Below are 26489 nucleotides of genomic sequence, written 5' to 3'. Positions count from 1 at the left end.
CTCCCCCAAGCCCGCCTGCCATATTGTCAATAATCATGGCGTTGTTACGGCGTTGCGCAAGGGCGCGGCATCAGGAATACCTAGGATTCAAGCACATCCTTCACGATCGTGGCCAGTTGCTTGAGCGAGAACGGCTTTGGCAGGAAGCCGAAATGCGCCTCCGCCGGCAGGTTCCTGGCGAATGCGTCCTCGGCATAGCCAGAGACGAAGACGAACTTGATGTCCGGCTGGCGTTTGCGCAATTCACCGAGCAGCGTCGGCCCGTCCATTTCCGGCATCACCACGTCGGAAACGACGATGTCGACCTTGCCGCCGAGCGCTTCGAACACTTCCAGCGCCTCGACGCCCGAGGACGCCTCGTGAACGGTGTAGCCGCGCGAGGTCAGTGCCCGCATGCCGCCCATGCGCACCGCGTCCTCGTCCTCGACCAGCAGCACCGTGGCCGACCCGGACAGGTCCTTGGCATTGTCGACCGGTTTGGCCGGTGCCGTGGCCGGCGCTTCGCCGGGTTCAGCTGCGTTTTTCGCTTCAGCGATGTGACGTGGCAGGAAGATGCGGAAAGTCGACCCCTTGCCGAGTTCGGAATCACAGAAAATGAAGCCGCCGGTCTGCTTGATGATGCCGTAGACCATAGACAGGCCAAGGCCCGTGCCCTTGCCGACCTCCTTGGTGGTGAAGAACGGCTCGAAGATCTTCTTCAGCACGTCGGGGGCGATGCCGCTGCCGGTATCCTCGACTTCGACCACCACATAGTCGGCCACGGTGAGTTCGCGATAGGCAAAGGTCTTGCACTCCTCGGCGGTCACGTTGCGGGTGCGCACCGTGAGATCGCCGCCGGCCGGCATCGCGTCGCGCGCGTTGACCGCCAGGTTAACCACTACTTGCTCGAACTGGCCGATATCGACCTTGACCGGCCACAGGTCGCGGCCGTGGTCGACCTTGAGCTTGATGTCGTTGCCGACCAGCCGGGCAAGCAGCATCCTGAGATCAGCGAGTACGTCGGTGAGGTTCAGCACTTCCGGCCGCAGCGTCTGCTTGCGCGAGAAGGCCAGCAACTGTCTCACCAGGGAGGCCGCGCGATTGGCGTTCTGCTTGATGTTCATGATGTCCGGGAAGGACGGATCCGACGGCCGGTGATTGGTCAACAGCAGGTCCGATGCCATGATGATGGCGGTCAGCACATTGTTGAAGTCGTGTGCGATGCCACCGGCGAGCTGGCCGACGGCCTGCATCTTCTGGCTTTGCGCCATCTGCCCTTCGAGCGCCTTCTGCTCGGTCGTCTCGACGGCGTAGACGATGGCCGATTCCTCGGCTCCTTCGCCGCCGGTGCCGTCGGCGACGGCGTTGACGTAGAAACGGATGTGCCGCTCTTCATTGCCGGGCAGCACGGTGTCGATCGGCTCGATGTCGGCCTGCCGCTGCCGGGCTTTCTCGAACGCGGCAGCGAAGGCCGGCCGGTCGCGGTCATGGATCACCGTGTCGAGCCGCACGCGGCGATCCACGGCATCGCGGTCGACGACCGAGGAAAACAGCGAAAGAAAAGGTGCGTTGGTGCGCAGGATGCGCCCGCTGGCATCGACACCGGCGATGGCCATCGGTGTCGAATTGAAGAAGCGGGTGAAGCGCACTTCCGAAGCGCGCAGATCGGCCGAGGCATCCTCGCCTTGCGTGCGGTTGAGCACGATGGTGCGTGTCGGGCCGCCGACGCCCTCCCGGCTGGCCGAAACGCGATGCATGAAGCGTACCGGCAACGCCTCGCCGGTCATCGTCGTCAAGTCGAGATCGATGACCGCATTGCGCGTCGTGCCGGGATCCGCCTTGACGGAGCGCACCAGCGCCATGCCGTCGCCGGCAACGATATCTGGCAAGGTGACGGCGCCGGGCGTGAAGCTGGCAAGGTCGATGCCCAGCCATCCGGCGAGCGTGGCGTTGATGTAGGTGACGCGGCCGTCCTGGTCGGCCGAAAAGAAACCGGCCGGTGCGTGGTCGAGGTGATCTATGGCCTTCTGCAGATCGAGGAAGAAACGCTCCTGCTCGGCCCGCTCCTGCGAAATATCGGCGAGCTGCCAGGCCAGCATCGGCAGCCGCTGGCCCGGAACGCTGAACGTGCGGGCGCGTGCCCGGTACCAGCGGGCGCCCGGTTCAGCGCCGGGCCGGATCGATTGCGCGAGCCGGAACTCGCCGTCGCCCGGCTGCCCGTCACGCAGGCCGGACGCCAGCCGGTAGATGGTCACCGAGGCTTCGGGGATATCGGAGAGCAATCCTTCGACCGTCTTCAGGTCTGCGGCCGAGGAAGCCCCGGTCATATCGGCATAGGCCCGGTTGGCGTAGACGACGCGGCCCTTGGTGTCCGTGACCAGCAGGCCCTGTGACATCGAGTCGACGAAAGCCTTGGACAGTTCGTCGCCCGTCGAGCGCGGTGTGATCTGCACGAAGCCGATCGCGGTCGCGAACAGGAAGCCGACGCCGATCATCGCCAGCACGCCGAGCATGCCGAGCAGGAAGGGATCGCCGAGGCGCTCCCGGAAAAGGCCGAAGACGATTGCCGCTCCCGTCAAAACGACGATGAAGATGATAAGCCGGGTGACCGCGCCCGGTCGCGTATTCTGGTCGACGATCGGTACCGGATAGAAATCGCCGCGCGCTTCCTTGGCCATATGCCCCCTGCTCGTGAAATCCGAGTTTCCGACACCCGCCCCTAATGCATGTCGCCCAAAAGTGACTTCGGTTTCGCGAAAACGACATGCATGAAAAACAAGGACCTAAAGCGCGTCGCATGAATCTGCTTCAGCGCGACGCGCTTTAGCCGGTTGAATCACATTCTCCTAGTCCGGAAAAGGCCCGGGCGGCAAATGTCAGATAAAAATGATGTCGGCCGGCCTTCCCTGTGTTTCAAGCTGTTCACGATGCGTGAAAGGCAACTTGCGGTGGCCAGTCGCAACGGTCTAGTGTCGCGTCACTTTCCAAAACCGATCAGGGGAAACCAATGCAGTGGCTGGATAGCGTGGCGGGTCCCGGTTATGCGGCGGCACTCCTGTGGACCTTCGCGGCGCTGATCCTGCTGGTCATCGTTCTCATCATCGTCAGGCTCGTGCGCAACCTGACCTTCGGCACGTTTGTCGCGGGGGGCCGCAACCGCAAGACGCGGCTCGCTGTCATGGACGCCACCGCCGTCGACAGCCATCGCCGACTGGTGCTGGTGCGACGCGACGACATCGAACATCTGCTCCTGATCGGCGGCCCGACCGACGTTGTTGTCGAACGCGACATCCGCCTCGCCGCGCCGCGTCGTCCTGCGTTGACCGGAGATGGCGGCCTGCAGCCTGTCCCGGCGGCCGCGAAGCCGCGGCCGCCGCAGCCCGCTCCCGCGCCTCCCAGACAAGCACCCGCTCCGCAGCCGATGGCAGGACCCGCCCGCCAGCGCCCGGCAGCGCCGCCACCGGCCCCGGCTCCCACACCGAAACCAGCGGCGCAACCCTATCAGTCGACCAATGTCACGCCGCTGCCTGCCTATGGCTCCGCCAACGCCAATGCCGTCAGGCAGGCGCCACCGCCCCCGCCGAGGCAGGACAGCATCGACGACACGCTGATGAAGGAACTCGAAGTTTCGCTGGACCAGCCCCAGTCCGGCGGGCCGGCCGACAAACCGGCAGCCAAGGCACCGCCGTCGCTCGACGACGAAATGACCAGGCTTTTGGGCGAACTCTCGAGCCAGAAGAGATGATTTGCGCCCGGGCCGCCTGCCAGTGAACTGAACCAGTCGACGTTCAAGCGCGCTTGGCCAGTTGAAGTGCGCGCCGACATCGAACAAAAATGGCCGGAGAACCGGCCATTTGGCAATCAATGCAGAGGCGATCTATCAGTCGTCGCGATAGACTTTTTCACGGCGCTCATGCCGCTCCTGCGCTTCGATCGACAAGGTAGCGATCGGGCGCGCGTCGAGCCGCTTCAACGCGATCGGCTCACCGGTCTCCTCGCAATAGCCATAAGTGCCTTCGTCGATGCGCTGCAGCGCCGAATCGATCTTTGAGATGAGCTTCCGCTGACGGTCGCGGGCCCTGAGCTCGATGGCGCGATCAGTTTCCGAAGAGGCGCGGTCGGCGAGGTCGGGATGGTTGGCGTTTTCCTGCTGCAGGATTTCGAGGGTTTCGCGCGCTTCGCGCAAGATGTCATTTTTCCAAGTGACGAGCTTCGAGCGGAAGTAGGATTTCTGCCGTTCGTTCATGAACGGCTCGTCTTCGGAGGGTACGTAATCGGCGGTAACGATGTCGTTCATTCGACTCACCCAACAGCCCCAAATTTGGCGCTTATATATTCGCCGCCAGACGCCTGCACAAGCGCAATCAACCGCCGACTCACGCAATTGTTAAAGTGTGTCTCCGGCCTTCGCCGGAGCGGGATAAATCTGTTTTGATGGCGAAAGTACGACGGTCCTCGCCGATCGCCCTGCAAGTGATTCGCCGTGCCGAAGAACGCGCACCATTGTGCGCGAAGCTTTTCTCGTGGCTAATCGCGGCAGGACTTCGGCTTTTCGGGCGTCATTGGAGGTTGTGTGAGCAGGCTTTATCTGTTGCGACACGCCAAGGCCGGCTGGGCCTTGCCAGGCATGCGTGATTTCGATCGCCCACTTGACGCATCCGGCCGCGCCGATGCCGAAAAGATGGGGACCGCGATGCGATCCCGCTCCTATGTTCCGGACCTGACGCTGTGCTCCAACGCCAAACGCGCCAGGGAAACGCTCGAGGGACTGGCTGGCCAGACAGACACAGGCAAGGTGCTGTTTTTCGACACGCTCTACAGCGAAGACGCGGCCGGCTATCTCCGGCTCGTACGGGATCATGGCGGACCCGGTTCATTGCTGGTCATAGGCCACAACCCGATGACTGAGGATCTCGCCATGGCGGTCTCGGGCGATGGAGGCGAGACGGAGCGGGCAATGCTCAATCATGGCTTTCCGACCTCGGGTCTCGCCGTCGTCCGTTTCCCCGGCAATCTGGCGAAAGCGGCCCAGGGAGCGGGTTATCTCGAAGCGTTCCTGACACCTGCCGATCTCTGATGCCGATTTCCAGCACCATTTCAAAGCCTGGTTCCAGCGCCTATATCGGACGGACGCAAGTCCAAGAGAGCACATTTTGGGATCATCGCTGACCACCTTCACCGACGAGGCAAGAATTGCCCTCGACACTTTGTCGGGACGTGCCACCGGACTTTTTTCTCCATCGCTGCGTCTGGGTGTCACGGGTCTCTCCCGCGCGGGCAAGACCGTCTTCATCTCGGCCTTCGTGCACAATCTGATCCACGGCGGACGCCTGCCGCTCTTCGAGGCGCAAAAATCGGGGCGGATTGCGCGCGCCTTCCTCGAACAGCAGCCCGACGATGCCGTGCCGCGTTTTCAGTACGAGGACCACATCGCCGCTCTGGTCAACGATCGCGTCTGGCCGGACTCGACCCGCGCCATTTCGGAACTGCGGCTGACGATCGAATATGAATCGGCCTCCGGCTGGAACCGCATGTTTTCGTCAGGCAAACTGTCGGTCGACATTGTCGATTACCCCGGCGAATGGCTGCTCGACCTGCCGCTGCTCGGCAAATCCTTCGCCGATTTTTCGCGCGAAGCCCTCGAAATGGCCACGCTGCCGGTGCGCGAGGACCTTTCGCGGGCCTGGCGAGCGATCTCGGCGGAAATCGACCCGAATGCCGACGCCGACGAAATGACGGCACGCCGGCTGGCTGAAAGCTTCGCCGCCTATCTCAAGGCATGCAAGCTCGACGAGCGGGCGCTTTCCACCCTGCCGCCCGGTCGTTTCCTGATGCCCGGCGACCTCGAAGGCTCACCCGCGCTGACCTTCGCGCCGCAGGCAGGCCTCGGCGACAGGCGCGCGCGCAACGGCTCGCTGCACGCCATGATGGAACGCCGCTACGAGGCCTACAAGACGCATGTCGTCAAACCGTTCTTCCGCGAGCATATCACGCGTCTGGACCGCCAGATCGTGCTCATCGACGCCATGCAGGCGCTGAACGCCGGGCCTGGTGCCATGGCCGACCTGGAGCGCGCCGTCACCGAGATCCTGAGCTGTTTCCGTCCTGGCCGGGGCAGCTTCCTCACCGACCTTTTCTCCCGGCGTATCGACCGCATCCTGGTCGCAGCGACCAAGGCCGATCATCTGCACCACGAAAGTCATGAGCGGCTGCAGGCCATCGTGCGGCGCCTGGCTGACCGCGCCGTGGCGCGGGCGAATTTCACCGGCGCCGATGTCGACGTGGTCGCCATGGCGGCGGTGCGCGCAACCCGCGAGGGCACCGTAAAACAAGGCCGCGAGACATTGCCTGTTATTATCGGCACGCCGATCGCCGGCGAGAAGATCAATGGCGAAACATTCGATGGAAAGACGGAAACAGCTATATTTCCTGGTGATTTACCGGAAAACATTGATGCTGTTTTCGACCTTTCGGGGTCGGACCACAGGCAGGACTCCTCGGACCCGGCAATCCGCTTCGTCCGGTTCCGTCCGCCGAAACTCGAACGCACGGCCGAAGGTGTCACGCTGTCGCTGCCGCATATCAGGCTCGACCGCGCCTTGCAGTTCCTGATCGGAGACCATCTGGCATGACCGCGCCCCGCAAACCGGCGGCATTCCGCATCGAGCCGGAAGCAGCGCCGAAACAAGACGCGCCGCAAGCGCGCCAGGCCGAACCGCCGCGCAAACCGCGCCCGATGAAGGCCGATGTGGCGCTGGTCATCCCGGCGGAGGTCGACGTTTTCGACGAACCGGACATTATTGCCGCCGAGCCACCGCCGGCGGTCGCCCCCAGAAAGCGCTCGGTTCTCGGCAGCATCTTTTTCGGCGCCTTCGGCGTGCTGGTTTCGCTGGCTGTCGGCCTGTGGACCGACCAGTTGATACACGATCTCTTTGCCCGCGCCGAATGGCTGGGCTGGCTGGCCGCCGGCATGGCGGCGATTGCGCTGCTGGCGCTTCTTATGATTCTGATTCGCGAATTCCTGGCGATCGCCCGCCTCGCCGAGGTCGAAAAGCTGCAGAAGCGCGCGCTCGATGCCATCGCGCGCGACGATCCGAAGACGGCACGCGCGGTGGTCGATGAACTGTCGGCCTTTGTCGCGGCCAAACCCGAGACCGCGGCCGGCCGGCGCGCGCTGGCCGAATTACGCGGCGAGATCATCGACGGCGCCAATCTGGTGCGCCTGGCGGAAGCGGAAATCCTCGGTCCCCTCGATGTCAGGGCAAAGGTGATGATTCTCGAGGCCGCCAAGCGGGTCTCATTGGTGACGGCGGTGAGCCCGCGCGCGCTCGTCGACGTCGCCTATGTCGTCTTCGAGGCCGGGCGCCTCATCCGCCGGCTGTCGGAACTCTATGGCGGACGGCCCGGAACGCTGGGTTTCTTCCACCTGGCGCGCAGCGTGCTGGCGCATCTGGCGGTCACCGGCTCGATTGCCATCGGCGACAGCTTTGTCCAGCAGATCGTCGGCCACGGCCTGGCGGCGCGCCTCTCGGCAAAGCTCGGCGAGGGCGTCGTCAACGGCATGATGACGGCGCGCATCGGCATCGCGGCGATGGAGACGGTGCGCCCCCTGCCCTTCAGCGCCGCCAAGCGTCCGGGACTGGGCGATTTTCTCGCCGCCTTGACATCGTTCGCGACCAAGAAAGACGCCGAAACAGCCGGCTCCGCCAAATAGCGTCCAGCTCTTTGGGACAGTGCTCGGATTGCGGTTTCGAAGGCTCCCGGTGACGAAGCATTAACCAATCTTCTTCATGGTCAAACCGGTTTCAAACAGTCTCGTTGTTGCCGGGTGTCGTCGATGAAAAGCGTAATTCTGTCCAGCATCCTGCCCCTGGCGGCGGCGATCACAGCGGTCGCCGGTATTGCCTCCGGGGCCTGCGCCGGAGAGCCGGACAAGCAGTTTTTCCAGTCGGCCGAAGGCAAATGGATCGGCCCCGGCGAAATCGTCGCCGGCAAGTACAAGGGCACGAAATTCAACTGCAGCTTCACCGGCGCCACCCCCGACGGCAAGATGGGCATGACGCTTGACGGCGGTTGCCGGGTCGGCATGTTCACCCAGCCGATGTCGGCCAAGATCGAGCGCAAGGGCCGCGACTACAAGGGTTCCTTCATGGGTGGCGCGGCCGGTGCCGGCCTCGATATCATCGGCGGCAATGTCGTCGACGCCCGCAAGGTCGTCTTCACCATCAACCGCAACCAACTGCGCGGCGTCATGCAGGCACGCATTCCCGACGACAATTCGATGACGGTGACGATCGCCGTGCGCGTTCAGGACCAGCTGGTGCCGGTCATCGGCATGAGTCTTAAGCGGGTCGATGCCGTCGAAGTCGGCTCCATCGCGCCGAACTGAGCGACGAAAATCGCTTCACACTTTCCTGGAATTGCTCGAATACACCCCAAAAAACCAAAGAGGCGGCAGCCCATCGCCACCGCCTCCTTTGAAACAGTCGGGCGTCAGCCCTTGATCGCGGCGGTCACCTCGTCATACGCCTTGCAGGCGTCGGCCAGGGTCGTGGAGCCCTGATATTTGGTCGTCACCGCCTGGACCTTGGCGGTCAGGTCAGCCGCCTTGGAGGGGTCCTTGGTGATCGCCTCCTGCAGCGCGGCGGCCATGTCCTGCGCCTTCTTGGTCGCCATCTCGGTCGTGCATTCCGGCGCCTTCGAACAGGCGGAACCGGCAAGCACCGCCAGCCCGACGGCAACGAGCAAAAACTTCTTCATGTCAGTCATCTCCTCAAAAGGGTGGGACATGATCGCCGCGCACCCCCAATGGCCGAAGCCGAGCGTGCTTAGCCTTCGATTGCGGCAACAAGCAACGCGTTACCGACGTCAACTTGTGTAACGCGCCTGCAACATTGCCAACGGCCGGATTCAGGCTGCTGTGTCGGTGGCGGCAAAGTTCAGCTGCGCGGTTGTAGCAGCGCCAAGACGGCCGTCGATGCGGCAAGGATGGCAGTCGCAGTCAAAGGCGCTGTCGGGCCATAAGTGTCCACAACATAACCGCCGACAACCGCGCCGATGGTGATGGCGACTTGAAAGGACGCGACCATCAGGCTGCCCGCTGCTTCCAGCGCGTCCGGCGCCGCGCGAGACAGATTTGTCGGCAGCACCACCGGCGCCATGCCGAAGGCGAAGCCCCATAGCGTGGCGAAGCCAAAGGCAACGCCGATGTGCACGCCCCAAAGCACCAATGCCAGCGCCGCGAACGCCATCAATGCGGCCGTAACCACGAGAGCCACGTGGATATTGGCGTCGGCCATGCGGCCACCGGCAATATTGCCGATCACAGCCGCGATGCCAAATCCGAGCAACGCCAGGGCAATAGGCCCGGTCGCAAGGAGCGTCACGTGTTCGAGAAACGGACGTACATAGACCGAGCCGGCAAAATGCCCCGTCATCAGCAAAAGGATAGCAAGCATACCGAGTTGAATGCCACGCCGCCGTGTCAGCCGAAGGACGTCTGCAAGACTATTGCTTGCCGTTGCAGGCAAGGTCGGCAGGCTGAGTAACTGCAGCAGCATGGCGATCAAGGCCAACCCCGCCGTCATGGCCATGGCGCTGCGCCAACCCAGCCAGTCGCTGATCAACGCGCCCATCGACGGTGCGGCAATTGTTGCGAGCGAGACGCCGAGGGTGACGATAGCCATGCCCCGCCCCGTCGCATTGGCACCCACCAGCCTCGCCACGACGGCTACCGAAAGGGCCCAGAAAGCGCTGAGAGCGATCCCCAGCCCGGCCCGGCCCAACAATAACAGCCAGAAATTGGGCGCCAGCGCCGCAAGAATGTTGGAACCGACCGCCAAGGCCATGAGGCCGACAAGCACCGTCTTGCGGTTCAATCGGCCGATGAGGACATTGCTCAACATGGCCGTCACGGCGCCGACGGAAGCGGTGGCGGTGACCACCTGCCCGGCCGTCCCCTCGCTGATGCCGAGATCGCGCGCCATCGGCGTCAGCAGACCTGCCGGGAGGAATTCGGCGGATACCAGCGCAAAGCTGGTGGCCGCCAAGGAAAGGACCGCGAACCATGTGGTTGCGCTCCACGTGGTCGGCGCGACGGCATCAAGGTCAATCGCCGCGTCTTCAAGCTGTAATGTTGTGTCAGTCACGGAAGGATCTCCAAAGTTTGGAGATCTTCATAAACAAGTCTTTTCGGATGATATGTATCTTAAAATCCGAAATTCACGTCTATTCGTCCGGGAATTGTGCGGCGCACAACGCCCGGCGAGACATTGGTGATGCGCTTGAAGGCGCGAGCGAAGGATGCCTCGGAATCATAGCCCAAGCGGGTAGCAACCTCGGCCACCGACAAGCCGTTTTGCCCCAACAACTCGCGGGCAAGCTGCATGCGCAGACGGGCGAGATAGCGTGCCGCGCCTTCTCCCAATACGGCACTGAAGCGCTCAGCGAAAATCGAGCGCGATTGGCCTGCCAGGCCGGCGAGGCTTTCGAGCGTCCAGTTGTGACCGGGGTCCCTGTGCATGGCTGCCAGAGCGCGGCCAATATGGGGATCGCGGATGGCCGCGAGCCATCCGGTGGTCGAAGCCCCCGTGCAATTGACCCAGCAGCGAATGAGCCGGGCTGTCAGCAAGTCCGCCATACGAGACAAGATGGTGGCGCTGCCCGTCTGCGGTTGCGCGGCTTCCGCGGTCATAGCCGCCAGCAAAGGACCAACGATCGGGTCATTGCCGGCCACGTCGCAACCCTTGATGATAGGCGGCATCAATGTAATCAGTGGGTTCAGCGCACAGGCACCCAAGGCCATGGAGCCGCAGAAAAGGGTGCTTGCCGCGCCCGTGCCTTCCCGCACCACTTCGCAGACGTTGCCCCCCAACTTGGTCACCTGGCAATCCTCGAGCGAGTCGCCCACGACGTCCGGCGCACTCGCCAGCCGATGGGCGATACCTTGCGGCAGCAGCACCAGATCGCCATCGCGCAACTCCTGCCAGCCTTGCGCTTCGGTATGAATCCAGCATGGACCCTGACCAACAAAGTGAAAACGAAGCAGCGATTGTTGCGGAAATTCTATGCTCCAAGGATGTCGGAGCTCGCAGCGGCCATAATTGACTCCACTCAAGCGAAAGTCCTGTAGAACTTCGCTGAGCGCATCCATCGGGATGTGAGGCGGGGGACCCGGCCGGGACGAATAGTCAAGCATCGGGCCCATATTGACACCAATCGTCCGACAGGCAAGCGGAGACCGTTGTTCCACCAGGGGAATCGCTTCAACGGCACCCTACCCGTCCTGGCAGGCTCCCCGCCCTTGCCTCCCGCTCCAACTGCATGCAAGGAGTGATGTCGGACACAGGGACAAGAGGCATGGCAGCGGAAGCATCAGGCAGCGATCTCATTCAGGTGGTGGCACTGCTGGCGGCGGGTGTGGTGGCCGTCCCGATCTTCAAGCGCATGGGTCTCGGTTCGATTCTCGGTTACCTGGCCGCCGGCGTGGTGATCGGCCCATTCGGCATCGGTGTCTTTTCTGAATCGGGAGCCATCCTCCATGTCGCCGAACTCGGCGTCGTCATGTTCCTGTTCATCATCGGCCTGGAAATGCAGCCGTCGCGGCTCTGGGGCCTGCGCCGCGAGATCTTTGGGCTTGGCGCGCTTCAAGTCGGGGTATGCGCCGTGCTGCTGACCGGTGTCGGCATGGCCGGAGGGTTTCCGATCGCGCAATCCTTCGTCGCCGGCGCCGGTTTCGTGCTGACCTCGACGGCCATCGTCATGCAGCTTCTTGAGGAACGCGGCGAAATCGCCTCGCCCAAGGGCCAACGCATCGTTTCCATCCTGCTGCTGGAGGATCTGGCGATCGTGCCTCTGCTCGCCCTGATCGCTTTCCTGGCGCCCGGCGGCGCCGATACCAGCCTGTCGGAGCGGCTGACCGAGGTCGGCATCGGCCTCGCCGCGATCGTGGGACTGGTGGTGGCGGGACGCTACCTGCTCAACCCCTTCTTCCGCATCCTGGCGGATGCCCGTGCGCGCGAAGTGATGACGGCCGCGGCTCTTCTGGTCGTACTCGGGTCGGCGCTCGCCATGCAGCTCAGCGGCCTGTCGATGGCGATGGGCGCGTTCCTGGCCGGCGTGCTGCTCTCGGAATCGACCTTCCGCCATCAACTCGAAGCCGACATCGAGCCGTTCCGCGGCATCCTGCTCGGCCTGTTCTTCCTTGCGGTCGGCATGTCGCTCGATCTTCATGTAGTGGCCGCGAACTGGAAGCTGATCGCCATCTATGTCGTCGCCTACATGGTGATGAAGGCTTTCGGCATCTACATCGTCGCCCGCATCCTGAAATCAGGCCACCGCGAGGCACTGGAACGCGCGGTTTTCATGGCGCAAGGCGGTGAGTTCGCTTTCGTGCTCTATTCCGCGGCCGCCGCCGTCGGCATCATCGATGGCCAGGCAAACGCGACGCTGACGGCGATCGTCATCATCTCCATGGTGCTGACGCCGCTGGCGATCATTGCCTTGCGCTATTTCACGCCGCGCGACGAGCAGTCGCTGGACGGCGTCGAAGTCGCCGATGGCCTGACCGGCAGCGTGCTGGTCATCGGCTTCGGCCGCTTCGGCCAGATCGCGAGCCAACCCCTGCTCTTGCGCGGCATCGACGTCTCGATCATCGACAACGATGTCGAGATGATCCAGGCGGCCGCCGATTTCGGCTTCAAGGTCTATTATGGCGACGGCACGCGGCTGGACATCCTGCACGCGGCCGGGGCCGGCCGCGCGCGAGCCGTGCTCATCTGTGTCGACAAGCCCGACGCCGCCATCCGGATCGCCGAACTCGTCAAGGCGGAGTTCCCTTTGCTTACGGTGCTGGCACGTGCGTTCGACCGCGGCACGGCACTGCAGCTCATCCGCGCCGGCGTCGACTATCAGCTGCGCGAAACCTTCGAATCGGCGCTCGTCTTTGGTGGCTCGACCCTCGAGGCGCTGGGCGTCGATCCCGAAGACGTCGCCGAAACGATCGAGGACGTCAGGCGCCGCGACACGGCCCGGTTCGAGACCCAGCTCGCCGAAGGCATCCGCTCGGGACAGCGTTTCCTGAAAGGCAATATCGGCACGCCGATCCCGGCCCCGCTTTCCACGCCCCGCCGTCCCGGTCAGGCGCTCAACGAGGAAACGGCCGGCGTCCTGCATAAATCCGAACCGGCGAATTGAATTGGGGAATCAGGCAATGGAACTGGACAGCAGAGCCCTGTCGGTCACCAAATTCTGGCGCGACGCCGGCGAGGATGCGTGGTTCGAGAAGAACAACGCTTTCGATGCCGATTTCCGCGACGGCTTCCTCGACCTCCATTACGCCGCCGCGCGCCGTGAATACGACGACTGGTCAGGATATGCCGAAGGCTCGCTGGCGCTGATGATCCTGCTTGATCAGTTTCCGCGCAATTGCTTTCGCGGCACCGGCCATATGTTTGCCACCGACCCGTTGGCGAAGCATTTTGCGCAAAAGGCGGTCGCTGGCGGCCATGATATCGTGCTGGAACCGGAAGTCCGCGTGTTCCTTTATTTGCCGTTCGAACATTCGGAAAACCTTGCCGACCAGGATCTGTCCGTCGAACTTCACACCGCCAGGGCCGAGTTCAATCTGAAATACGCGCTGGAACATCGTGACATCATCCAGCGCTTCGGCCGTTTCCCGCACCGCAACAGAATGCTCGGCCGCGAGACCACGGCTGAGGAAAAAGCGTTCCTGGATGACGGCGGTTTCTCCGGCTGATACCGCCGGTCTAGCGCAGCCACCAGTCGCGGCCGGACGGCAGCCGCTCGATGCCGGCCGCGTCGACCGCGCCCAGGCGATCGACAACGCGTTTGCCGTCTACGGTAAGGTCCGGCGCGATCTCGGCCAGCGGCGCCAGCACGAAGGCGCGCTCCAGCATGCGCGGATGCGGCACTTCGAGGCCCGTTTCATGGATGATGCGGTCGCCGAACACCAGGATGTCGATGTCGATGAGGCGCGGCCCCCACCTCTCCTCGCGCACACGTTTGAGCTTTCGCTCGGCATCGAGGCAGAGGTCGAGCAATGTCCGCGGCGACAGCCGTGTCGACAATTCGGCGGCCGCGTTGAGGAAGTCCGGCTGGTCGAGCTTGCCCCAGGGCGGCGTCCGGTAGAGCGAAGAAACGGCGGCCACGTCAGTATCGGTATCGGCATCGAGCAGGCGCAACGCGGCCCCCATCGACTTGGCCGGATCACCGAGATTGCCGCCGAGGCTCAGATAGACGGTGTTACTCGGGCCAGACAACGGTCACCTCGACGTAATCGAGCACGCCAGGCACTGGGGCATTCGGCTTGCGAACGGTAACCTCGGCTTTGCGGATCTGGGGAAAGCGCCCGGTGAGAGCCTTTGCGACTTCCAGGGCCAAGGCCTCGATCAGGAAACGCCTGTGTCCAGTGATGATTTCCTCAATGACGGTGAAGGCGACGCCGTAATTGACGGTTTCCCCGATGGCGTCATCGACGAGCGCGCGGCCGGGCTCGACAGTGAGCGAGGCATCGACATAGAAGCGCTGACCGAGCGCTTCTTCCTCATCCAGCACGCCGTGCCGGGCAAAGAAGGCGCAATTCTTCATGCGGATGACATACATGGCTCAGCGTTCCGATCCGGTTTCCCGCGCCAGCATAGCATCCGCCACGGCCAGCGCGTCCACGTTGATTGCGACATCATGGACGCGAAACAGATGCGCGCCCTTGAGCCGGAGAATGACGCTGGTCGCCGCCGTCCCGGCTGCCCGGTCGGCTGCATCGCGACCGGTGACGGTGCCGATGAAGCGCTTCCGCGACGTACCGGCCATCAGTGGGAAGCCGAGTGCATCAAGCTCGGAAAACCGTGCCATCAGGTCGAGGTTTTCCTCCGCCGTCTCCTTGGCGAAACCAAAGCCGGGGTCGAGCACGATCTGGTCGTCGGCGACACCTTGCCCGCGCCCGATCTCCAGCGATTTCCCCAGGAACGCCAGCTGGTCCGCGATCACGTCGGGAAGCTTCTCGCGATCCCGGCCGGTATGCATGATGACGAGCCCGGCGCCGGTTTCGGCCGCCACTCGCGCAATGTCGGGCTCGCGCTGCAGACCCCAGACATCATTGACGATGTGCGCGCCGGCAGCCACGGCGAGCCGCGCGGTGTCCGCACGATAGGTGTCGACCGAGATCAGCACCTCGCCCGCACGCGCCAGCGCCTCGATCACCGGCAGGATACGGGCCTGCTCCTCGGTGGCCGAAATCGCGGCGGCGCCCGGCCGGGTGGATTCTCCGCCGACATCGATGATTGCGGCGCCTTCCCCGATCATGCGGCGCGCCTGGACCAGCGCGGTTTCGGGAGCATCAAACAGGCCGCCATCGGAGAAGCTGTCGGGCGTGACATTGAGGATGCCGACCACCACGGCCTTGCCGCCAAGCCCGAGATGGCGCCCATGCGCCAGCTGCCATCGCCCCGCCGTCATTGCGCATCAACCATGGGCTCATCAACCAAGAGGTCATCAACGATGTGTGATCCGCATCGGATCAGTTCCGTTGCGCCGGCAAAGGCCGTAAAGCAAGGTGACAGAAGAGGCAACATGATGACACGATCCCTGCTCTGCGCACTGCTGCTTACCGCCGCCGTTCCGGCGGATGCGGCCAATCTGGTGAAGACATACAGCTATTTCGCCATCGGCGGCAGAACGCTGGAGGATATCGAGCAGCAACTCGCCAAACACGGGCCGCAAGTCAAAAGCACGGGATCGCGCCACCCTGGCGCCACCCAGATGGCTTTCACGACACGCATCAGCTACGCCAGCCAGTCCGGCTCCTGCCGGATCGCCGACGCGGTCGTGACCGTCAAGGTCAAGGTGATCCTCCCCGAATGGCGCCGGCCGCGCAAAGCCGATGCCGACGTGCGGCTGTTCTGGGATACATTGTCGGCCGACATCAAGCGCCATGAAGACCGCCATGTCGAGATCGCCAAGAACCACGGCCGTGCACTCGAAGACGCGTTGAAGGCAAGCTATCCGCAGAAGGATTGCGATGCGGCAAAGGCCAAGGCCGCCGAGATCACGGCGGTCCAGCTAGCCAGACACGATAAGGATCAGGTGCGGTTTGACCTTGTCGAAGGCGCCAATTTCGAAAGCCGCATCCTGCGGCTGATGCGCTACAGGATGGAGCGCATCGGAAGTGGCCGATTGCCGCCGCCGACCTGAATTTCCTCACCGCTTCCGTTGGCCTGGATGCAAGCCAACCGGGCGGAAGCGTAGTGCCAGTTTCGATTTTTTTTCGAGCACTAGTCGAAATAGGCCTATACGGAACGACATATCCAGGGTTGCTACGCGCACAAGCTGGAAACACGAGCATCACGATCGATCGCACCGCGGATGCACCAGACAGACCCGATGCGGCAGCGCAAAGCGCATGGACGAGAATTATGGACCAGGCTGTCGACAAGCAGGCCGTGGCGGCGGCGAGCGCGCCGCTGACCGAAAGCGAAAAGAACGCCATCATCGGCGGCGTCCTCCTGTCGATGCTGCTGGCAGCCCTCGACCAGACCATCGTCGCACCCGCCATGCCGACCATCGGGCGCTCTCTCGGCCATGCCGAATATCTGCCATGGATCGTCACCGGCTATCTCCTGACCGCAACCGCCGTGGCACCGCTCTACGGCAAGATTTCCGACGTCCATGGACGGCGGCCGACCGTCTATGCGGCAATCCTCATCTTTCTCGCCGGATCGCTGGTCAGCGCACTGGCCCCCAACATGTTCGTCCTTATCCTGGGGCGCGCGATCCAGGGGGCCGGTGGCGGCGGCCTTTTCGCGCTGACGCAGACCGTGGTCGGAGACCTTGTCCCGCCGCGCGAACGGGCGCGCTATGCGGCGTGGTTTTCGGGCACGTGGGCCGTTGCCAGCGTCGCCGGGCCGCTGCTGGGCGGCACTTTTGCTGAACATCTGCACTGGTCCCTCATCTTCTGGATCAACATCCCGCTGGGCTTTGTTGCGATGGCGATCATCAACAAGCCGCTCAAGAAGCTGCCGATCGCGGCCAAGAATCACAGCATCGATGGTCTCGGCGCATTGCTGCTCATCGTCGCCACGGCGCTGTTGCTGCTGGCGCTGAACTGGGGCGGCAGCGCCTATCCCTGGTTATCGCCGGAAGTCATTGGCGTCCTGGCGTGCTCCGCGCTTTTCTGGGGCGCCTTTGCCCTGCGGCTGACGCGGGCGGGCGAACCGCTCATTTCGCTTGAGGTACTGGGCAACCCGATCGTCCTGGCCGGCACTCTGTCGATGTTCCTGCTCCAGGCCGCGAGCGTCGGCCTTGCCGTCTATCTGCCTGTCTATCTGCAATCGATACTTGGCCTGACGGCGAGCGAGTCGGGCATTGCAATGCTTGGCCTACTGCTTGGAACCGTGGGCGGCGCCGCGTCCAGCGGCCGCCTGATACCGCGCTTCACCCACTACAAGCGCATCGCCATGGTCGGCGTCATCTTCGCAATCCTGTGCATGGGCCTGCTGGCCTTTGTCGCCGGCCATTCATCGCTGCTTGTCGTCGAAGTCCTGACCATCTGTATCGGGCTGGGAACCGGTACGACGTTTCCGGTAACCACCGTATCCGTGCAGAACGCCGTCGACCGAATGCATCTTGGCGTAGCGACTGGGGTGCTTACCTTTCTGCGTTCGCTGGGCAGTGCATTGGGGGTCGCGATGCTCGGCGCCGTCGCTCTGGGCTTCGGATTGCCGCTGGCCGGTGAAGGCGTTGAGATGGCCGGACATGTCGTATCGGCCGAACCCTTCGCGATGATCTTCCTCGTCGCGGCCGGCACTCTGGGACTGGGCCTCATCGCGCTGACCCTGATGCCCGAGAAAGAACTTCGAGGCCACGTCGACGATCCGGCGCCGATCCTGGCGGAATAATTAGCCCGAGACGCCGAGCTTCTTCTGCAGGCTGGTCGACGAAGTCGTGTACTGGAACACGATCCGTTCGCCGGGGCTGATGACGCGCTTGGCGGCCTGCGCCATAAGCGCCACCTCGTGGAAACCCGATAGGATCAGCTTCAGCTTGCCCGGGTACCAGTTGATGTCGCCCACCGCGAAGATGCCGGGCACCGATGTCTGGAATTTCTCGGTATCGACCGGAATCAGGTTCTCGTGGAGATTGAGCCCCCATTCCGCGATCGGGCCGAGCTTCATGGTCAGCCCGAAGAACGGCAGCATGCGCGTACAAGACACCTCGATGTCGCCATCCGGACCGCCCTTGATCGTGGCCGATGCCAGTTGGCCATCGGCCCCGGTAAGTCCGGCCACCTGGCCGACCCTGAATTCCAGCTGCTTCATCTCCTGCATGGCGTACATCTTGTTGACGCTGTCGGGCGCCGCGCGAAACTCCGGCCGCCGATGAACGAGCGTCACACTCCTTGCCACCGGCTGCAGGTTCAGCGTCCAGTCCAGCGCCGAGTCGCCGCCGCCCACGATGACCAGGTCATGGCCGCGAAAATCCTCCATCCGGCGGACCGAATAGAAGACGCTCGTGCCTTCAAAGGCTTCGATGCCGGGAATTGGCGGGCGCTTCGGCTGGAATGAGCCGCCGCCGGCGGCAATCACCAGCACCTTGGCCTCGAACACCTCGTTCTCGTCCGTGGTCACGCGAAAGCCGCCGTCGTCCAACTTTTCGAGACTGGAGACCATGCGGTTGTAGGTGAAGTCGGGCTTGAACGGCGCAACCTGCTCGAGCAGCTTGTCAACGAGCCCTTGCGCCGAGATTGAGGGCCAGCCGGGAATGTCGTAGATCGGCTTTTCCGGATAGAGTTCCGCGCATTGGCCGCCGGGCTTGTCGAGAATGTCGATCAGATGGCACTTCAGGTCCAACAGGCCGAGCTCGAATACGGCGAACAGGCCGACCGGCCCTGCCCCGACAATGAGGACGTCTGTGCTGATGATGCCGGTCATGATGCGCCTCGCTGCGAAAGTCCAGGCGAGACTGCATGACCGTTGGCCCGCTGCCAAGCGTCAGCGGGAAAAATCGCCGATGTTGGATTTCAGCCCTGACGTTCGGGAACCCGCACGATCAGGCCGTCGAGAGCGTCGCGCACCTTGATCTGGCACGACAGGCGCGAGTTCGGCTGGACCTCATAGGCGAAGTCCAGCATGTCTTCTTCCATCGCCTCGGGCTCGCCGACTTCGGCCGTCCATGCCTCGTCGACATAGACATGGCAGGTCGCGCAGGCGCAGGCGCCGCCGCACTCCGCCTCGATGCCCGGCACGGCGTTGCGGATGGCGTTTTCCATGACCGTCGAACCGTTTTCGGCATCCACGTCGAAATGTGTGCCGTCATGGGCGATGAAGGTCAGTTTGGTCATTTGTCACCTGAAGGGAGTTTCGCCCGGGACGAAGGGGAGGTTCGCCCGGGACGAAAGGGAATTTCGCCCGAGATAATCACTCCGGCAAACAAGTCAACTGCCGCGCGAAAGCGGCGCTCCGTGACGTTTTTGTCGCAAACCGGAATCAGCGACTGATGGCGGCGATGAAGTCGCGCACTTCGTCGATCAGCCCGCCGAGCCGCTTGAGGGTCTGGACATCCTCCGGCCGGTGCTCGATATCGGTGGCGCAATCGGCGATGGCGAAGGCGCCCACCCCGCGGGCCGACCCTTTCAAGCCGTGAGCCAGCAGAAGCCGGTCCTTGATGTCGGCATCGACTATTTTGTCGCGCACCGATAATGCCTGCTGTACAAATAGCGCCAGCACCTCTTGCTCGAGGGCGCGGTCGCCCATCGTTTGCCGGGCAAGGTGTGCCAAATCGACCGGCCGGGACTGCCTCGTTCCCGATACGTCGCCCCCGGGCATTGAGAAGGCAATGCCGCTTTCGCCACGCATGAACTCGAACTCCATTTTCTTCGGCCGCCCTGAAAAACTAGGCGATTCCAGTGGACAACGGGTTAATGAATGGCCGGGAAAAATGTTGCGAAAGCGGCGCCCCAATCACGGTTGCGTTAACCTTATATTTAAAGTTTTACGTATCCCGCGGAATGCATGTTTTCTTTACCCCCCTGTGTCATTACGATACGAGGGTCCATTTTCAGCCTCCTGCGCGGGGGTAAGACAAACAGAATTATAAGCCCCCGCGGCAGCTAGTACAGGGTAGCGAAGGCATGGCGAAGAAACCAACGACGACCAGAAATCTCGACAGCGACGTAGCCAGGGAACTCGAAAAAGCACTCGATCTCGACTTGAGCGGCGATGCCGACGGCGGCGACCTCGATATCGCCGCTTCGATGGAAGATCTGGAAGCGCAGATATCCCAGGCCGCCGACGAGCTGGCACGCGAGGGACGCAATCAGCAGCCGGCGGCGCCCGTCGTCAATCAGGCTCAAGGCGCCAAGCCCGCGCCAATGGCTCAGGGCGCCAGGCCCGCGCCAATGGCCAAGCCAGCCGAACTTCGCCCGGTGGAGACGCGCAATGGTGGCCAGCCCGCCGGCTTCGCCCCAGCCAACGATGATCGCCAGAAAGATTACAAGACCCTTCTGCACAGCCTGAACAGGCGCGCCTCCAACACCATCTACTGGGTCATCGCCTTTGTCTCGCTCGCCTGGATCGCCGGCGCCGGCGGATTGGCCAACCTGCTTTTTGGACCGAGCATCTGGCGGATACGCACGCTGGACCAGTTCTTTGCCCGCCCCGAACTGATCGGCCTCGCCGTCGCGGCAATCGTGCCCGTCATCCTGTTCTGGGCCTTCGCGGCGATGATTCGCCGCGCCCAGGACATGCGCATCGCCGCGCAATCGATGACGGAAGTGGCTTTCCGCCTGACCGAGCCGGAAAACATGGCTCAGGATCGGGTCATGATGATCGGCCAGGCCGTCCGCCGCGAGGTGGCCGCAATGGGCGAAGGCATCGAACGCACCCTTGCCCGTGCCGTCGAACTGGAAACGCTGGTCCACAGCGAGGTCAACCAGATCGAGCGCTCCTATTCGGAAAACGAAACCCGGATCAGGTCGCTGGTCGACGGACTGGGCAGCGAACGCGAAGCGGTGGTCACCCATGCCGAACGCGTCCGCGCCTCGATCTCCGGCGCCCACGAGACGTTGCGCGATGAAATCGGCGCGGCAAGCGACATCATCCGCGACAGCATCCTCAATGCGTCGACCAAACTGTCGATGACGATCACCAATTCCGGCGACACGCTGATCGACCGCATCAACGAAAGCTCGATGTCGATCTTCGACTCCGTGGAGGGCCGCCTCGACAACATCACCGACCGGCTTTCAACCTCCGGCGAGGCTTTCGCCAGCCTGCTCGACACCCGTATCGCCAAGCTGACGGACACCACGGACGGCTTGACCCGTTCCTTGACCGACCTGCTCGACGACCGCACCACCGGCATGGTGTCGCTGCTCGGCGGCGCCGCACGCACCCTCAATTCCGAGTTCGAAGCCAGTCTCAACGGCATCGAGCGCACCTTGGCCGAACGGGGCCAGGCGCTGATCAGCGAGTTCCAGACCCGCGCAGAAGCGCTGGATACCGGCACCCAGAAGCTCAATGCCGCGCTTGAGGCCCGTGCCCGCCAGATCAACGAAACGCTGGTCGAGCGTGCGCGTGAAATCGCCCACACCTTCGCCGAGAGCAAGGACACGCTGTCGGCCATGATCGATCAGGGCAAGACCCAGATCGGCGCCGACATGGCCGACATCGTCACCTCGACCTCATCCATGCTCGAAGCGCGCGCCAGCGATTTCGCCGGCCGCATGGAGGCAGCCCGCCACGTCGTGTCGCGCTCCTTCGACGCCGACATTCAGCGGCTTGCCGATGCGCGCGTCGGTATCGAGGAAGCCGTCGAAAACCACAGCCGCAAGCTCTCCGAGAGCCGCGAGCGCATGGCGGCCGCCATGCAGGCGGACCTGGAGAAATTCGCCGAGGGCCGCGCCGGCATCGATGCCGCCGTGACCAACCAGGTGCAGAAGCTGGCCGAAGGCCGCGGCCTGATAGCGCGTGCGCTCGAAGAAGACCTGCGCAAGGTCAACGAATCGCGCGCCGCTATCGATGCGTCGCTCGGCAGTCATCTCGAACGATTGGAAGAAGGCCGCAACCGGCTCTCTCTGGCTCTCAACGAAGACTCTGGTAAATTGGTGCAAGCTCGTACGATCATTGATGAAATGGTCGCCGGACATGTCGGAAAGCTGGCTGAAGGCCGCAACATCCTGTCGCGCGCCCTGGAAGCTGATCTTGGCAAACTGTCCGACAGCCGCGCCGACATAGACGGCCTTGTCGCCGGCCAGGTCGAGAAGATCGCCGAGGGCCGCGCGGTGCTCGCCAAGGCGCTGGAAAACGATATTGCCGGCATCAAGAACCTCATCGAGGCGCATTCGGCAAAACTGGCCGAAGACCGCTCGCAGCTCGGCCGTTCGCTCGAAAACGACCTGTCGGGCATACGCGGCCTGATCGACAGCCATTCCGGGCGCCTGGCAGAAGACCGCAGCCTGCTGTCGCAGACGCTTGAAGCCGACCTCGCCAAGCTGGCCGAAAGCCGTTCCAGCATCGACGGGCTGGTCGCCGGCCAGGTCGAGAAGCTGGCCGAGGGCCGCGACATCCTCAAGCGTGCGCTGGAATCCGACCTCAACACGATCAAGAGCGTCATATCGAGCCAGTCGGACAAACTGGCCGAGGATCGCGGACAGCTCTCGCGCGTTCTGGAAGCCGATCTGCAGAATGTGAACAGCGTCATCGCCGATCACATGAACAGGCTGGTTCAGGATCGCTCGACCTTGTCGAAAGCGCTGGAGGACGATCTCGCCAAGCTGGCCGAAAGCCGCTCCAGCATCGACGGGCTGGTCGCCGGCCAGGTCGAGAAGCTGGCCGAAGGTCGCGACATCCTGCGCCGCGCATTGGAGGCCGACCTCAACACGGTCAGAAACACCGTTGCCGACCAGTCCCAGAAACTGGTCGACGATCGCTCCCAGTTCGCCCGTGCACTGGAGGCCGATCTCGAAACCGTCAACAGCCTTGTCAACAGCCATTCGGACCGGCTTGTCCAGGAGCGTTCGACACTGTCGAAGGCGCTTGAGGCCGACCTGCTGACCGTTAGCGGGCACGTCAACAATCACGCGGAACGGCTTGTCGAGGAGCGTTCGACCTTGTCGAAGGCGCTGGAGGACGATCTCGCCAAGCTGGCCGAGAGCCGATCCAGCATCGACGGTCTGGTCGCCGGCCAGGTCGAGAAGCTCGCTGAAGGCCGCGATGTCCTCAAGCGCGCGCTGGAGGCCGACCTTGCCAAGCTGGCCGAGAGCCGCTCCAGCATCGACGGTCTGGTCGCCGGCCAGGTCGAGAAGCTCGCCGAGGGCCGCGACATTCTCAAGCGCGCTCTCGAAGCCGACCTGCAGAGGCTGGCCGAAAGCCGCGGCGATATCGATGAGATCATCGCTGGACATGTCGGCAAGTTGTCCGAAGGCCGCAATATGCTCAGCCGCGCGCTGGAAGACGATCTCGGCAAGCTCGCCGAGACCCGCAAGGACGTCGATCGCTCGCTGTCCGGCCACATCGACCAGATCGCGGCCAGGAGCACGGACATTTCCGCCGCGATTGCTGCCGATGTCGACAAGATCGAGCAGGCGTTCAGCCGCCAGACCGGCATCATCGAGGAACGCGCCGGCACCATGGAGCGCGCGCTCTCGACTGGCGTCGATAACGTCCGCAGCGTGCTCGAGAAGAGCGCGGTCTTCGTCGCCGGCGCCTTGCGCGAAAAGGTCCTGGAAGTCACCAGCACGCTGCACGAGCAGGCGGGTGCCGCCTTCAGTGACGCCGATCGCAAGATCGCCGAGCGTGCCGAACAGACGTCCGCCGCCCTGCTGGCACGGGCCGAAGACATCGCCCGCACCTTCGAGGAGGCCGATCGGCGCCTCCACGCCCGTGCGGAAGATACGTCGAACGCCTTGCTCGCCCGCGCCGACGACACCTCCAGCTCGCTGCTGGCCCGCGCCCATGAAACCGCCGATCAGCTTGCCGCTCGCGCTGGCGAGATCGCCGGGACCTTCGACATGGCGGACCAGAAGCTCGCCGCCCGGGCCCAGGAGACCGCCGATCAGCTGGCCGCCCGCGCAAGCGAGATTGCCGGCACGTTCGACGCGGCCGACCAGAAGCTCGTCGCCCGGGCCGTGGAGACGGCGCAGTCGCTGGCCGCCCGCGCCGGCGACATCCTGCGCAACTTCGAAAGCGCCGACCAGCGGCTCGGCATGCGCATCGGCGAATCCGCCGAGGCGCTCGCCGCCCGTGCGTCGGACCTCGGCCGCATCTTCGACGCCGCCGACCAGCATTTGGTCTCGCGCATCGCAGAGGGTTCAGGCGCGCTGTCCAGCCGGGCGTCCGAAATCGCCCGCATCTTCGACGACGCCGACCAGCGCCTGGTTTCGCGCATCGCCGACAGCACCTCGACGATCGGCGAGCATGCGCAGACCATCGTCGGCGCCTTCGCAAGCACCGAGCAGAGGGTTGCCGATCGCGCGCGCCAGACCGGCCAGGAACTGGCCGTGCATGCCCGCGAAATCGAGCAGGCGCTCGCCGGCGCCGACGAGCGTCTCGCGTCGAGCGCGGCGGCCGCCGCCGCCCGAGTCGAAGAGCAGATCGCCGGCGTCGAAAACCGGCTCGCCAACACTGCCGAGACGATGGGCCAGAGGCTCAACGAGCAGGTGTCGACCGCCGAGGCGCAACTCGTATCGCGTGCCAACGTGATCGCGGAAACCTTCACCGCGGTCGGCCAGCATATCGGCCAGAGCACCAATGATGCCGCCAAGACGATCGGTGCCAACACCCGCGAACTCAACACCATGCTCGCGGCGCGGTCCGCCGAGATGTCGAAGATCCTCGACGAAACCGCGCGGCCATTGGTCGAGCGCTTCGCCCAGGGCGGCTCGGAACTGCAAAAGAGCATGGAAGAAGTCACCGAACGCGCGACCGAGAAGCTGCGTAGCGAGAATGCGACCCTGGTCAACGCGCTCGCCAGCCGTACCGCCGAAACCTTGTCGGCGGTCGAAGGCGCCCGTTCTTCGCTGTCCGACAGCGTCGCCGATCTCATCGGCCGCATGACCAAATCCAGCTCGCAGCTCGGTCAGTTGATCGAGCAGGCCGCGGTCAACCTCGGCGAGGTCGACCAACGTCTGACCGGCAGTACGCAAAGCTTCGCTGCGACCACCGAAAAGGCGGCACAGACCTTTGCCAGCTCGGCGCGTCTGGTCGATTCGAACACGACAAGGCTGACGGAACTGTCGTCGTCGACCTTGCGCGAAGTCGCCTCGATCGCCACCAAGTTCGACGAACACAGCCGTCTGCTCGCCGGCGCTTCCGACCTCCTGAGCTCGGCCCAGAGCAACCTCGAACACACGCTGGAAAGACAGTCGTCGCTCGAGGATCTCGCCGTCGGCCTCGTCAAGAAGTCGGAAGATCTCGAAAGGGTCATGCGTTCTTTCGAAAGCCTCGTGGGCCAGACGCTGCAGAACGCCGAAGGCAAGACGCTGGAATCGGCCGACAAGATCCGCAACGCCATCACCGATGTCGTCGAGTCGGCAACCAAGCGCTTCGCCGATGCGACCGAGGAAATGCGGCGCACGGCGGGCTCGATCAAGAGCGAACTCGACCTCACCCGCGCCGAGCTCAAGAAAGGCGTCATCGAGATGCCGGAAGAGGCCAAGGAATCGACCTCGGCTATCCGCCGCGCCGTTTCCGAGCAGATCAACGCCTTGAAGGAGCTTTCGGATATCGTTGCGAAATCCGGTCGTGGTGGCGACTCCTCGGAACCGCGCCCCTTGCGCCCGGCGCCGCAGGCACCGGCCGCACGCGCCGCCGAGCCGCCCCGTCGTGCCCCGGCACAGCCGCAGGCGGATCTGCGCCCGCCACAGGCACCGCTGGGCGGCGCGGGACTGCGTGGCACGCTCGATCTGGAGCGTCCTGCGGAGGCGGCACCGCGCCAGCGTGCCGCCGACGCCACTGCCCGCGCGCCGCAAGGCGGTTGGGTGCGCGATCTGCTGACCGCCGCGTCGAACGATGCCGAGCTCAGGCCGGCGGCCCCCCAGGCGCCCGCGGAAGCACCGCGCCCGGCCCCTGCCCAGCGTTCGCCGCTGCATGTCGTGGAATCGCTGAACTCGCTGTCCGTCGATATCGCCCGGGCCATCGACCACGATGCCTCGATCGAACTGTGGAACCGCTATCGGCGTGGCGAGCGTGACGTGTTCACGCGCAGGCTCTACACGCTGAAAGGCCAGCAGACGTTCGACGAAATCCGCCGCAAATACCAGGCGGAGGCCGAATTCCGCGCTGCCGTCGACCGCTATTGCGACGATTTCGAGAAGCTGCTCAAGGATGTCTCGCGCAATGACCGCGACAACATCATGGCGCAGACCTATCTCACGTCGGATACCGGCAAGGTCTACACCATGCTGGCCCATGCCAGCGGCCGCCTGCACTAGGGCGTAGTGACGATTTAACTACCTGAGCCAGATAGCGATAGCGGCAAGTTTGACAAAGCCCATGAAG

General features: G+C 63.7%; 21 protein-coding genes. 10 read left to right on the top strand and 11 right to left on the bottom strand.

Translation table 11 applies throughout. The features are described 5' to 3' along the window. Positions 1–80: 80 nt before the first annotated feature. Positions 81–2657 carry a cell cycle histidine kinase CckA gene (cckA, locus tag O7A60_RS13775; RefSeq protein WP_337106782.1) on the bottom strand — a complete coding sequence of 859 codons (2577 nt, stop codon included), beginning with the start codon at positions 2655–2657 and terminating at the stop codon, positions 81–83. 329 nt (positions 2658–2986) lie between these two features. Between cckA and O7A60_RS13770 the strand changes: the two genes are divergently transcribed. After that, positions 2987–3724: a hypothetical protein gene (locus tag O7A60_RS13770; RefSeq protein WP_337106781.1), complete on the top strand. Its 738-nt coding sequence runs from the start codon at positions 2987–2989 to the stop codon at positions 3722–3724. Between the two features lie 135 nt (positions 3725–3859). Here O7A60_RS13770 and dksA read toward each other — a convergent pair whose 3' ends face one another. Then, entirely contained in the window at positions 3860–4276 is a 417-nt protein-coding gene (dksA, locus tag O7A60_RS13765; protein WP_027144926.1) for an RNA polymerase-binding protein DksA, read from the bottom strand. A gap of 276 nt (positions 4277–4552) precedes the next feature. On the opposite strand from dksA, the gene O7A60_RS13760 reads away from it, so the two are divergent. The 4 genes from O7A60_RS13760 to O7A60_RS13745 all read left to right on the top strand — a co-directional run bounded on the left by O7A60_RS13760 (position 4553) and on the right by O7A60_RS13745 (position 8368). Next, on the top strand, positions 4553–5056 hold the full coding sequence (locus O7A60_RS13760) for a SixA phosphatase family protein (RefSeq protein ID WP_027144925.1): 504 nt from the start codon (positions 4553–4555) through the stop codon (positions 5054–5056). Positions 5057–5132: 76 nt separating this feature from the next. After that, positions 5133–6611 (top strand): YcjX family GTP-binding protein, encoded by a 1479-nt coding sequence (locus O7A60_RS13755; RefSeq protein ID WP_337106780.1) that lies wholly within the window; start codon positions 5133–5135, stop codon positions 6609–6611. After that, the gene (locus O7A60_RS13750) at positions 6608–7693 is read left to right on the top strand and encodes a YcjF family protein (RefSeq protein WP_337106779.1); all 1086 of its coding nucleotides are present in this window, start codon (positions 6608–6610) and stop codon (positions 7691–7693) included. The genes O7A60_RS13755 and O7A60_RS13750 overlap by 4 nt, the downstream gene beginning before the upstream one ends. Before the next feature lie 123 nt (positions 7694–7816). Next, positions 7817–8368: a hypothetical protein gene (locus O7A60_RS13745; protein ID WP_027144922.1), complete on the top strand. Its 552-nt coding sequence runs from the start codon at positions 7817–7819 to the stop codon at positions 8366–8368. A 104-nt stretch (positions 8369–8472) separates the two neighbouring features. Here the strand turns inward: O7A60_RS13745 and O7A60_RS13740 are convergent, their stop codons facing one another. The 3 genes from O7A60_RS13740 to O7A60_RS13730 form a co-directional block, all read right to left on the bottom strand. After that, positions 8473–8739, bottom strand: a complete 267-nt coding sequence (locus tag O7A60_RS13740; protein WP_140503685.1) for a hypothetical protein — start codon at positions 8737–8739, stop codon at positions 8473–8475. Between the two features lie 179 nt (positions 8740–8918). After that, positions 8919–10127 (bottom strand): MFS transporter, encoded by a 1209-nt coding sequence (locus tag O7A60_RS13735; RefSeq protein WP_337106778.1) that lies wholly within the window; start codon positions 10125–10127, stop codon positions 8919–8921. Between the two features lie 59 nt (positions 10128–10186). Further along, the gene (locus O7A60_RS13730; protein ID WP_337106777.1) at positions 10187–11176 is read right to left on the bottom strand and encodes an AraC family transcriptional regulator; all 990 of its coding nucleotides are present in this window, start codon (positions 11174–11176) and stop codon (positions 10187–10189) included. Between the two features lie 161 nt (positions 11177–11337). Here O7A60_RS13730 and O7A60_RS13725 point away from each other — a divergent pair, with 161 nt between their 5' ends. Beyond that, positions 11338–13173 (top strand): monovalent cation:proton antiporter-2 (CPA2) family protein, encoded by a 1836-nt coding sequence (locus tag O7A60_RS13725; RefSeq protein WP_337106776.1) that lies wholly within the window; start codon positions 11338–11340, stop codon positions 13171–13173. A 16-nt stretch (positions 13174–13189) separates the two neighbouring features. After that, positions 13190–13735 carry a DUF924 family protein gene (locus tag O7A60_RS13720; RefSeq protein WP_337106775.1) on the top strand — a complete coding sequence of 182 codons (546 nt, stop codon included), beginning with the start codon at positions 13190–13192 and terminating at the stop codon, positions 13733–13735. Between the two features lie 10 nt (positions 13736–13745). On the opposite strand, the gene folK is transcribed toward O7A60_RS13720, so the two are convergent. From folK to folP, 3 genes are read right to left on the bottom strand one after another with little or no spacing between them, the layout of a single operon-like run. Next, the gene (gene folK / locus O7A60_RS13715) at positions 13746–14258 is read right to left on the bottom strand and encodes a 2-amino-4-hydroxy-6-hydroxymethyldihydropteridine diphosphokinase (protein ID WP_140503675.1); all 513 of its coding nucleotides are present in this window, start codon (positions 14256–14258) and stop codon (positions 13746–13748) included. After that, positions 14242–14601 carry a dihydroneopterin aldolase gene (gene folB, locus O7A60_RS13710; protein WP_023773903.1) on the bottom strand — a complete coding sequence of 120 codons (360 nt, stop codon included), beginning with the start codon at positions 14599–14601 and terminating at the stop codon, positions 14242–14244. Before folB ends, folK begins: the two co-directional genes overlap by 17 nt. A 3-nt stretch (positions 14602–14604) precedes the next feature. Next, positions 14605–15453, bottom strand: a complete 849-nt coding sequence (gene folP, locus O7A60_RS13705; RefSeq protein ID WP_337106774.1) for a dihydropteroate synthase — start codon at positions 15451–15453, stop codon at positions 14605–14607. Positions 15454–15567: 114 nt separating this feature from the next. On the opposite strand from folP, the gene O7A60_RS13700 reads away from it, so the two are divergent. Further along, positions 15568–16188 (top strand): DUF922 domain-containing Zn-dependent protease, encoded by a 621-nt coding sequence (locus O7A60_RS13700; protein ID WP_027144913.1) that lies wholly within the window; start codon positions 15568–15570, stop codon positions 16186–16188. Positions 16189–16409: 221 nt separating this feature from the next. Then, a complete protein-coding gene (locus O7A60_RS13695; protein WP_337106773.1) occupies positions 16410–17891 on the top strand; it encodes an MDR family MFS transporter in 1482 nt (493 codons plus the stop codon). Here O7A60_RS13695 and O7A60_RS13690 read toward each other — a convergent pair whose 3' ends face one another. From O7A60_RS13690 to O7A60_RS13680, 3 genes are all read right to left on the bottom strand, one after another. Then, entirely contained in the window at positions 17892–18923 is a 1032-nt protein-coding gene (locus tag O7A60_RS13690) for an NAD(P)/FAD-dependent oxidoreductase (RefSeq protein WP_337106772.1), read from the bottom strand. It abuts the gene before it with no gap. 89 nt (positions 18924–19012) lie between these two features. After that, the gene (locus O7A60_RS13685) at positions 19013–19333 is read right to left on the bottom strand and encodes a 2Fe-2S iron-sulfur cluster-binding protein (protein WP_027144910.1); all 321 of its coding nucleotides are present in this window, start codon (positions 19331–19333) and stop codon (positions 19013–19015) included. A 145-nt stretch (positions 19334–19478) separates the two neighbouring features. Continuing rightward, positions 19479–19847, bottom strand: a complete 369-nt coding sequence (locus tag O7A60_RS13680) for an Hpt domain-containing protein (protein ID WP_140503663.1) — start codon at positions 19845–19847, stop codon at positions 19479–19481. A gap of 275 nt (positions 19848–20122) precedes the next feature. On the opposite strand from O7A60_RS13680, the gene O7A60_RS13675 reads away from it, so the two are divergent. After that, positions 20123–26422 carry a kinesin gene (locus tag O7A60_RS13675; protein WP_337106771.1) on the top strand — a complete coding sequence of 2100 codons (6300 nt, stop codon included), beginning with the start codon at positions 20123–20125 and terminating at the stop codon, positions 26420–26422. The last annotated feature ends 67 nt before the right edge of the window (positions 26423–26489 follow it).

The organism is Mesorhizobium salmacidum (SeqCode) (assembly GCF_037179605.1).
GTDB lineage: Bacteria > Pseudomonadota > Alphaproteobacteria > Rhizobiales > Rhizobiaceae > Mesorhizobium > Mesorhizobium salmacidum.
Note: the sequence above shows the minus strand (reverse complement) of the source record. Positions and strands in the feature narration are given on the sequence as shown.

What these genes read in the sequence shown, in the direction of transcription:
- dksA (WP_027144926.1), bottom strand. Translation starts at nt 4,276, where the DNA reads ATGAACGACATCGTTACCGCCGATTACGTACCCTCCGAAGACGAGCCG.
- O7A60_RS13730 (WP_337106777.1), bottom strand. Translation starts at nt 11,176, where the DNA reads ATGCTTGACTATTCGTCCCGGCCGGGTCCCCCGCCTCACATCCCGATG.
- O7A60_RS13740 (WP_140503685.1), bottom strand. Translation starts at nt 8,739, where the DNA reads ATGAAGAAGTTTTTGCTCGTTGCCGTCGGGCTGGCGGTGCTTGCCGGT.
- O7A60_RS13720 (WP_337106775.1), top strand. Translation starts at nt 13,190, where the DNA reads ATGGAACTGGACAGCAGAGCCCTGTCGGTCACCAAATTCTGGCGCGAC.
- O7A60_RS13770 (WP_337106781.1), top strand. Translation starts at nt 2,987, where the DNA reads ATGCAGTGGCTGGATAGCGTGGCGGGTCCCGGTTATGCGGCGGCACTC.
- O7A60_RS13695 (WP_337106773.1), top strand. Translation starts at nt 16,410, where the DNA reads ATGGACCAGGCTGTCGACAAGCAGGCCGTGGCGGCGGCGAGCGCGCCG.
- O7A60_RS13680 (WP_140503663.1), bottom strand. Translation starts at nt 19,847, where the DNA reads ATGCGTGGCGAAAGCGGCATTGCCTTCTCAATGCCCGGGGGCGACGTA.
- O7A60_RS13745 (WP_027144922.1), top strand. Translation starts at nt 7,817, where the DNA reads ATGAAAAGCGTAATTCTGTCCAGCATCCTGCCCCTGGCGGCGGCGATC.
- O7A60_RS13700 (WP_027144913.1), top strand. Translation starts at nt 15,568, where the DNA reads ATGATGACACGATCCCTGCTCTGCGCACTGCTGCTTACCGCCGCCGTT.
- O7A60_RS13690 (WP_337106772.1), bottom strand. Translation starts at nt 18,923, where the DNA reads ATGACCGGCATCATCAGCACAGACGTCCTCATTGTCGGGGCAGGGCCG.
- folP (WP_337106774.1), bottom strand. Translation starts at nt 15,453, where the DNA reads ATGACGGCGGGGCGATGGCAGCTGGCGCATGGGCGCCATCTCGGGCTT.
- O7A60_RS13685 (WP_027144910.1), bottom strand. Translation starts at nt 19,333, where the DNA reads ATGACCAAACTGACCTTCATCGCCCATGACGGCACACATTTCGACGTG.
- cckA (WP_337106782.1), bottom strand. Translation starts at nt 2,657, where the DNA reads ATGGCCAAGGAAGCGCGCGGCGATTTCTATCCGGTACCGATCGTCGAC.
- O7A60_RS13675 (WP_337106771.1), top strand. Translation starts at nt 20,123, where the DNA reads ATGGCGAAGAAACCAACGACGACCAGAAATCTCGACAGCGACGTAGCC.
- O7A60_RS13725 (WP_337106776.1), top strand. Translation starts at nt 11,338, where the DNA reads ATGGCAGCGGAAGCATCAGGCAGCGATCTCATTCAGGTGGTGGCACTG.
- folB (WP_023773903.1), bottom strand. Translation starts at nt 14,601, where the DNA reads ATGTATGTCATCCGCATGAAGAATTGCGCCTTCTTTGCCCGGCACGGC.
- O7A60_RS13750 (WP_337106779.1), top strand. Translation starts at nt 6,608, where the DNA reads ATGACCGCGCCCCGCAAACCGGCGGCATTCCGCATCGAGCCGGAAGCA.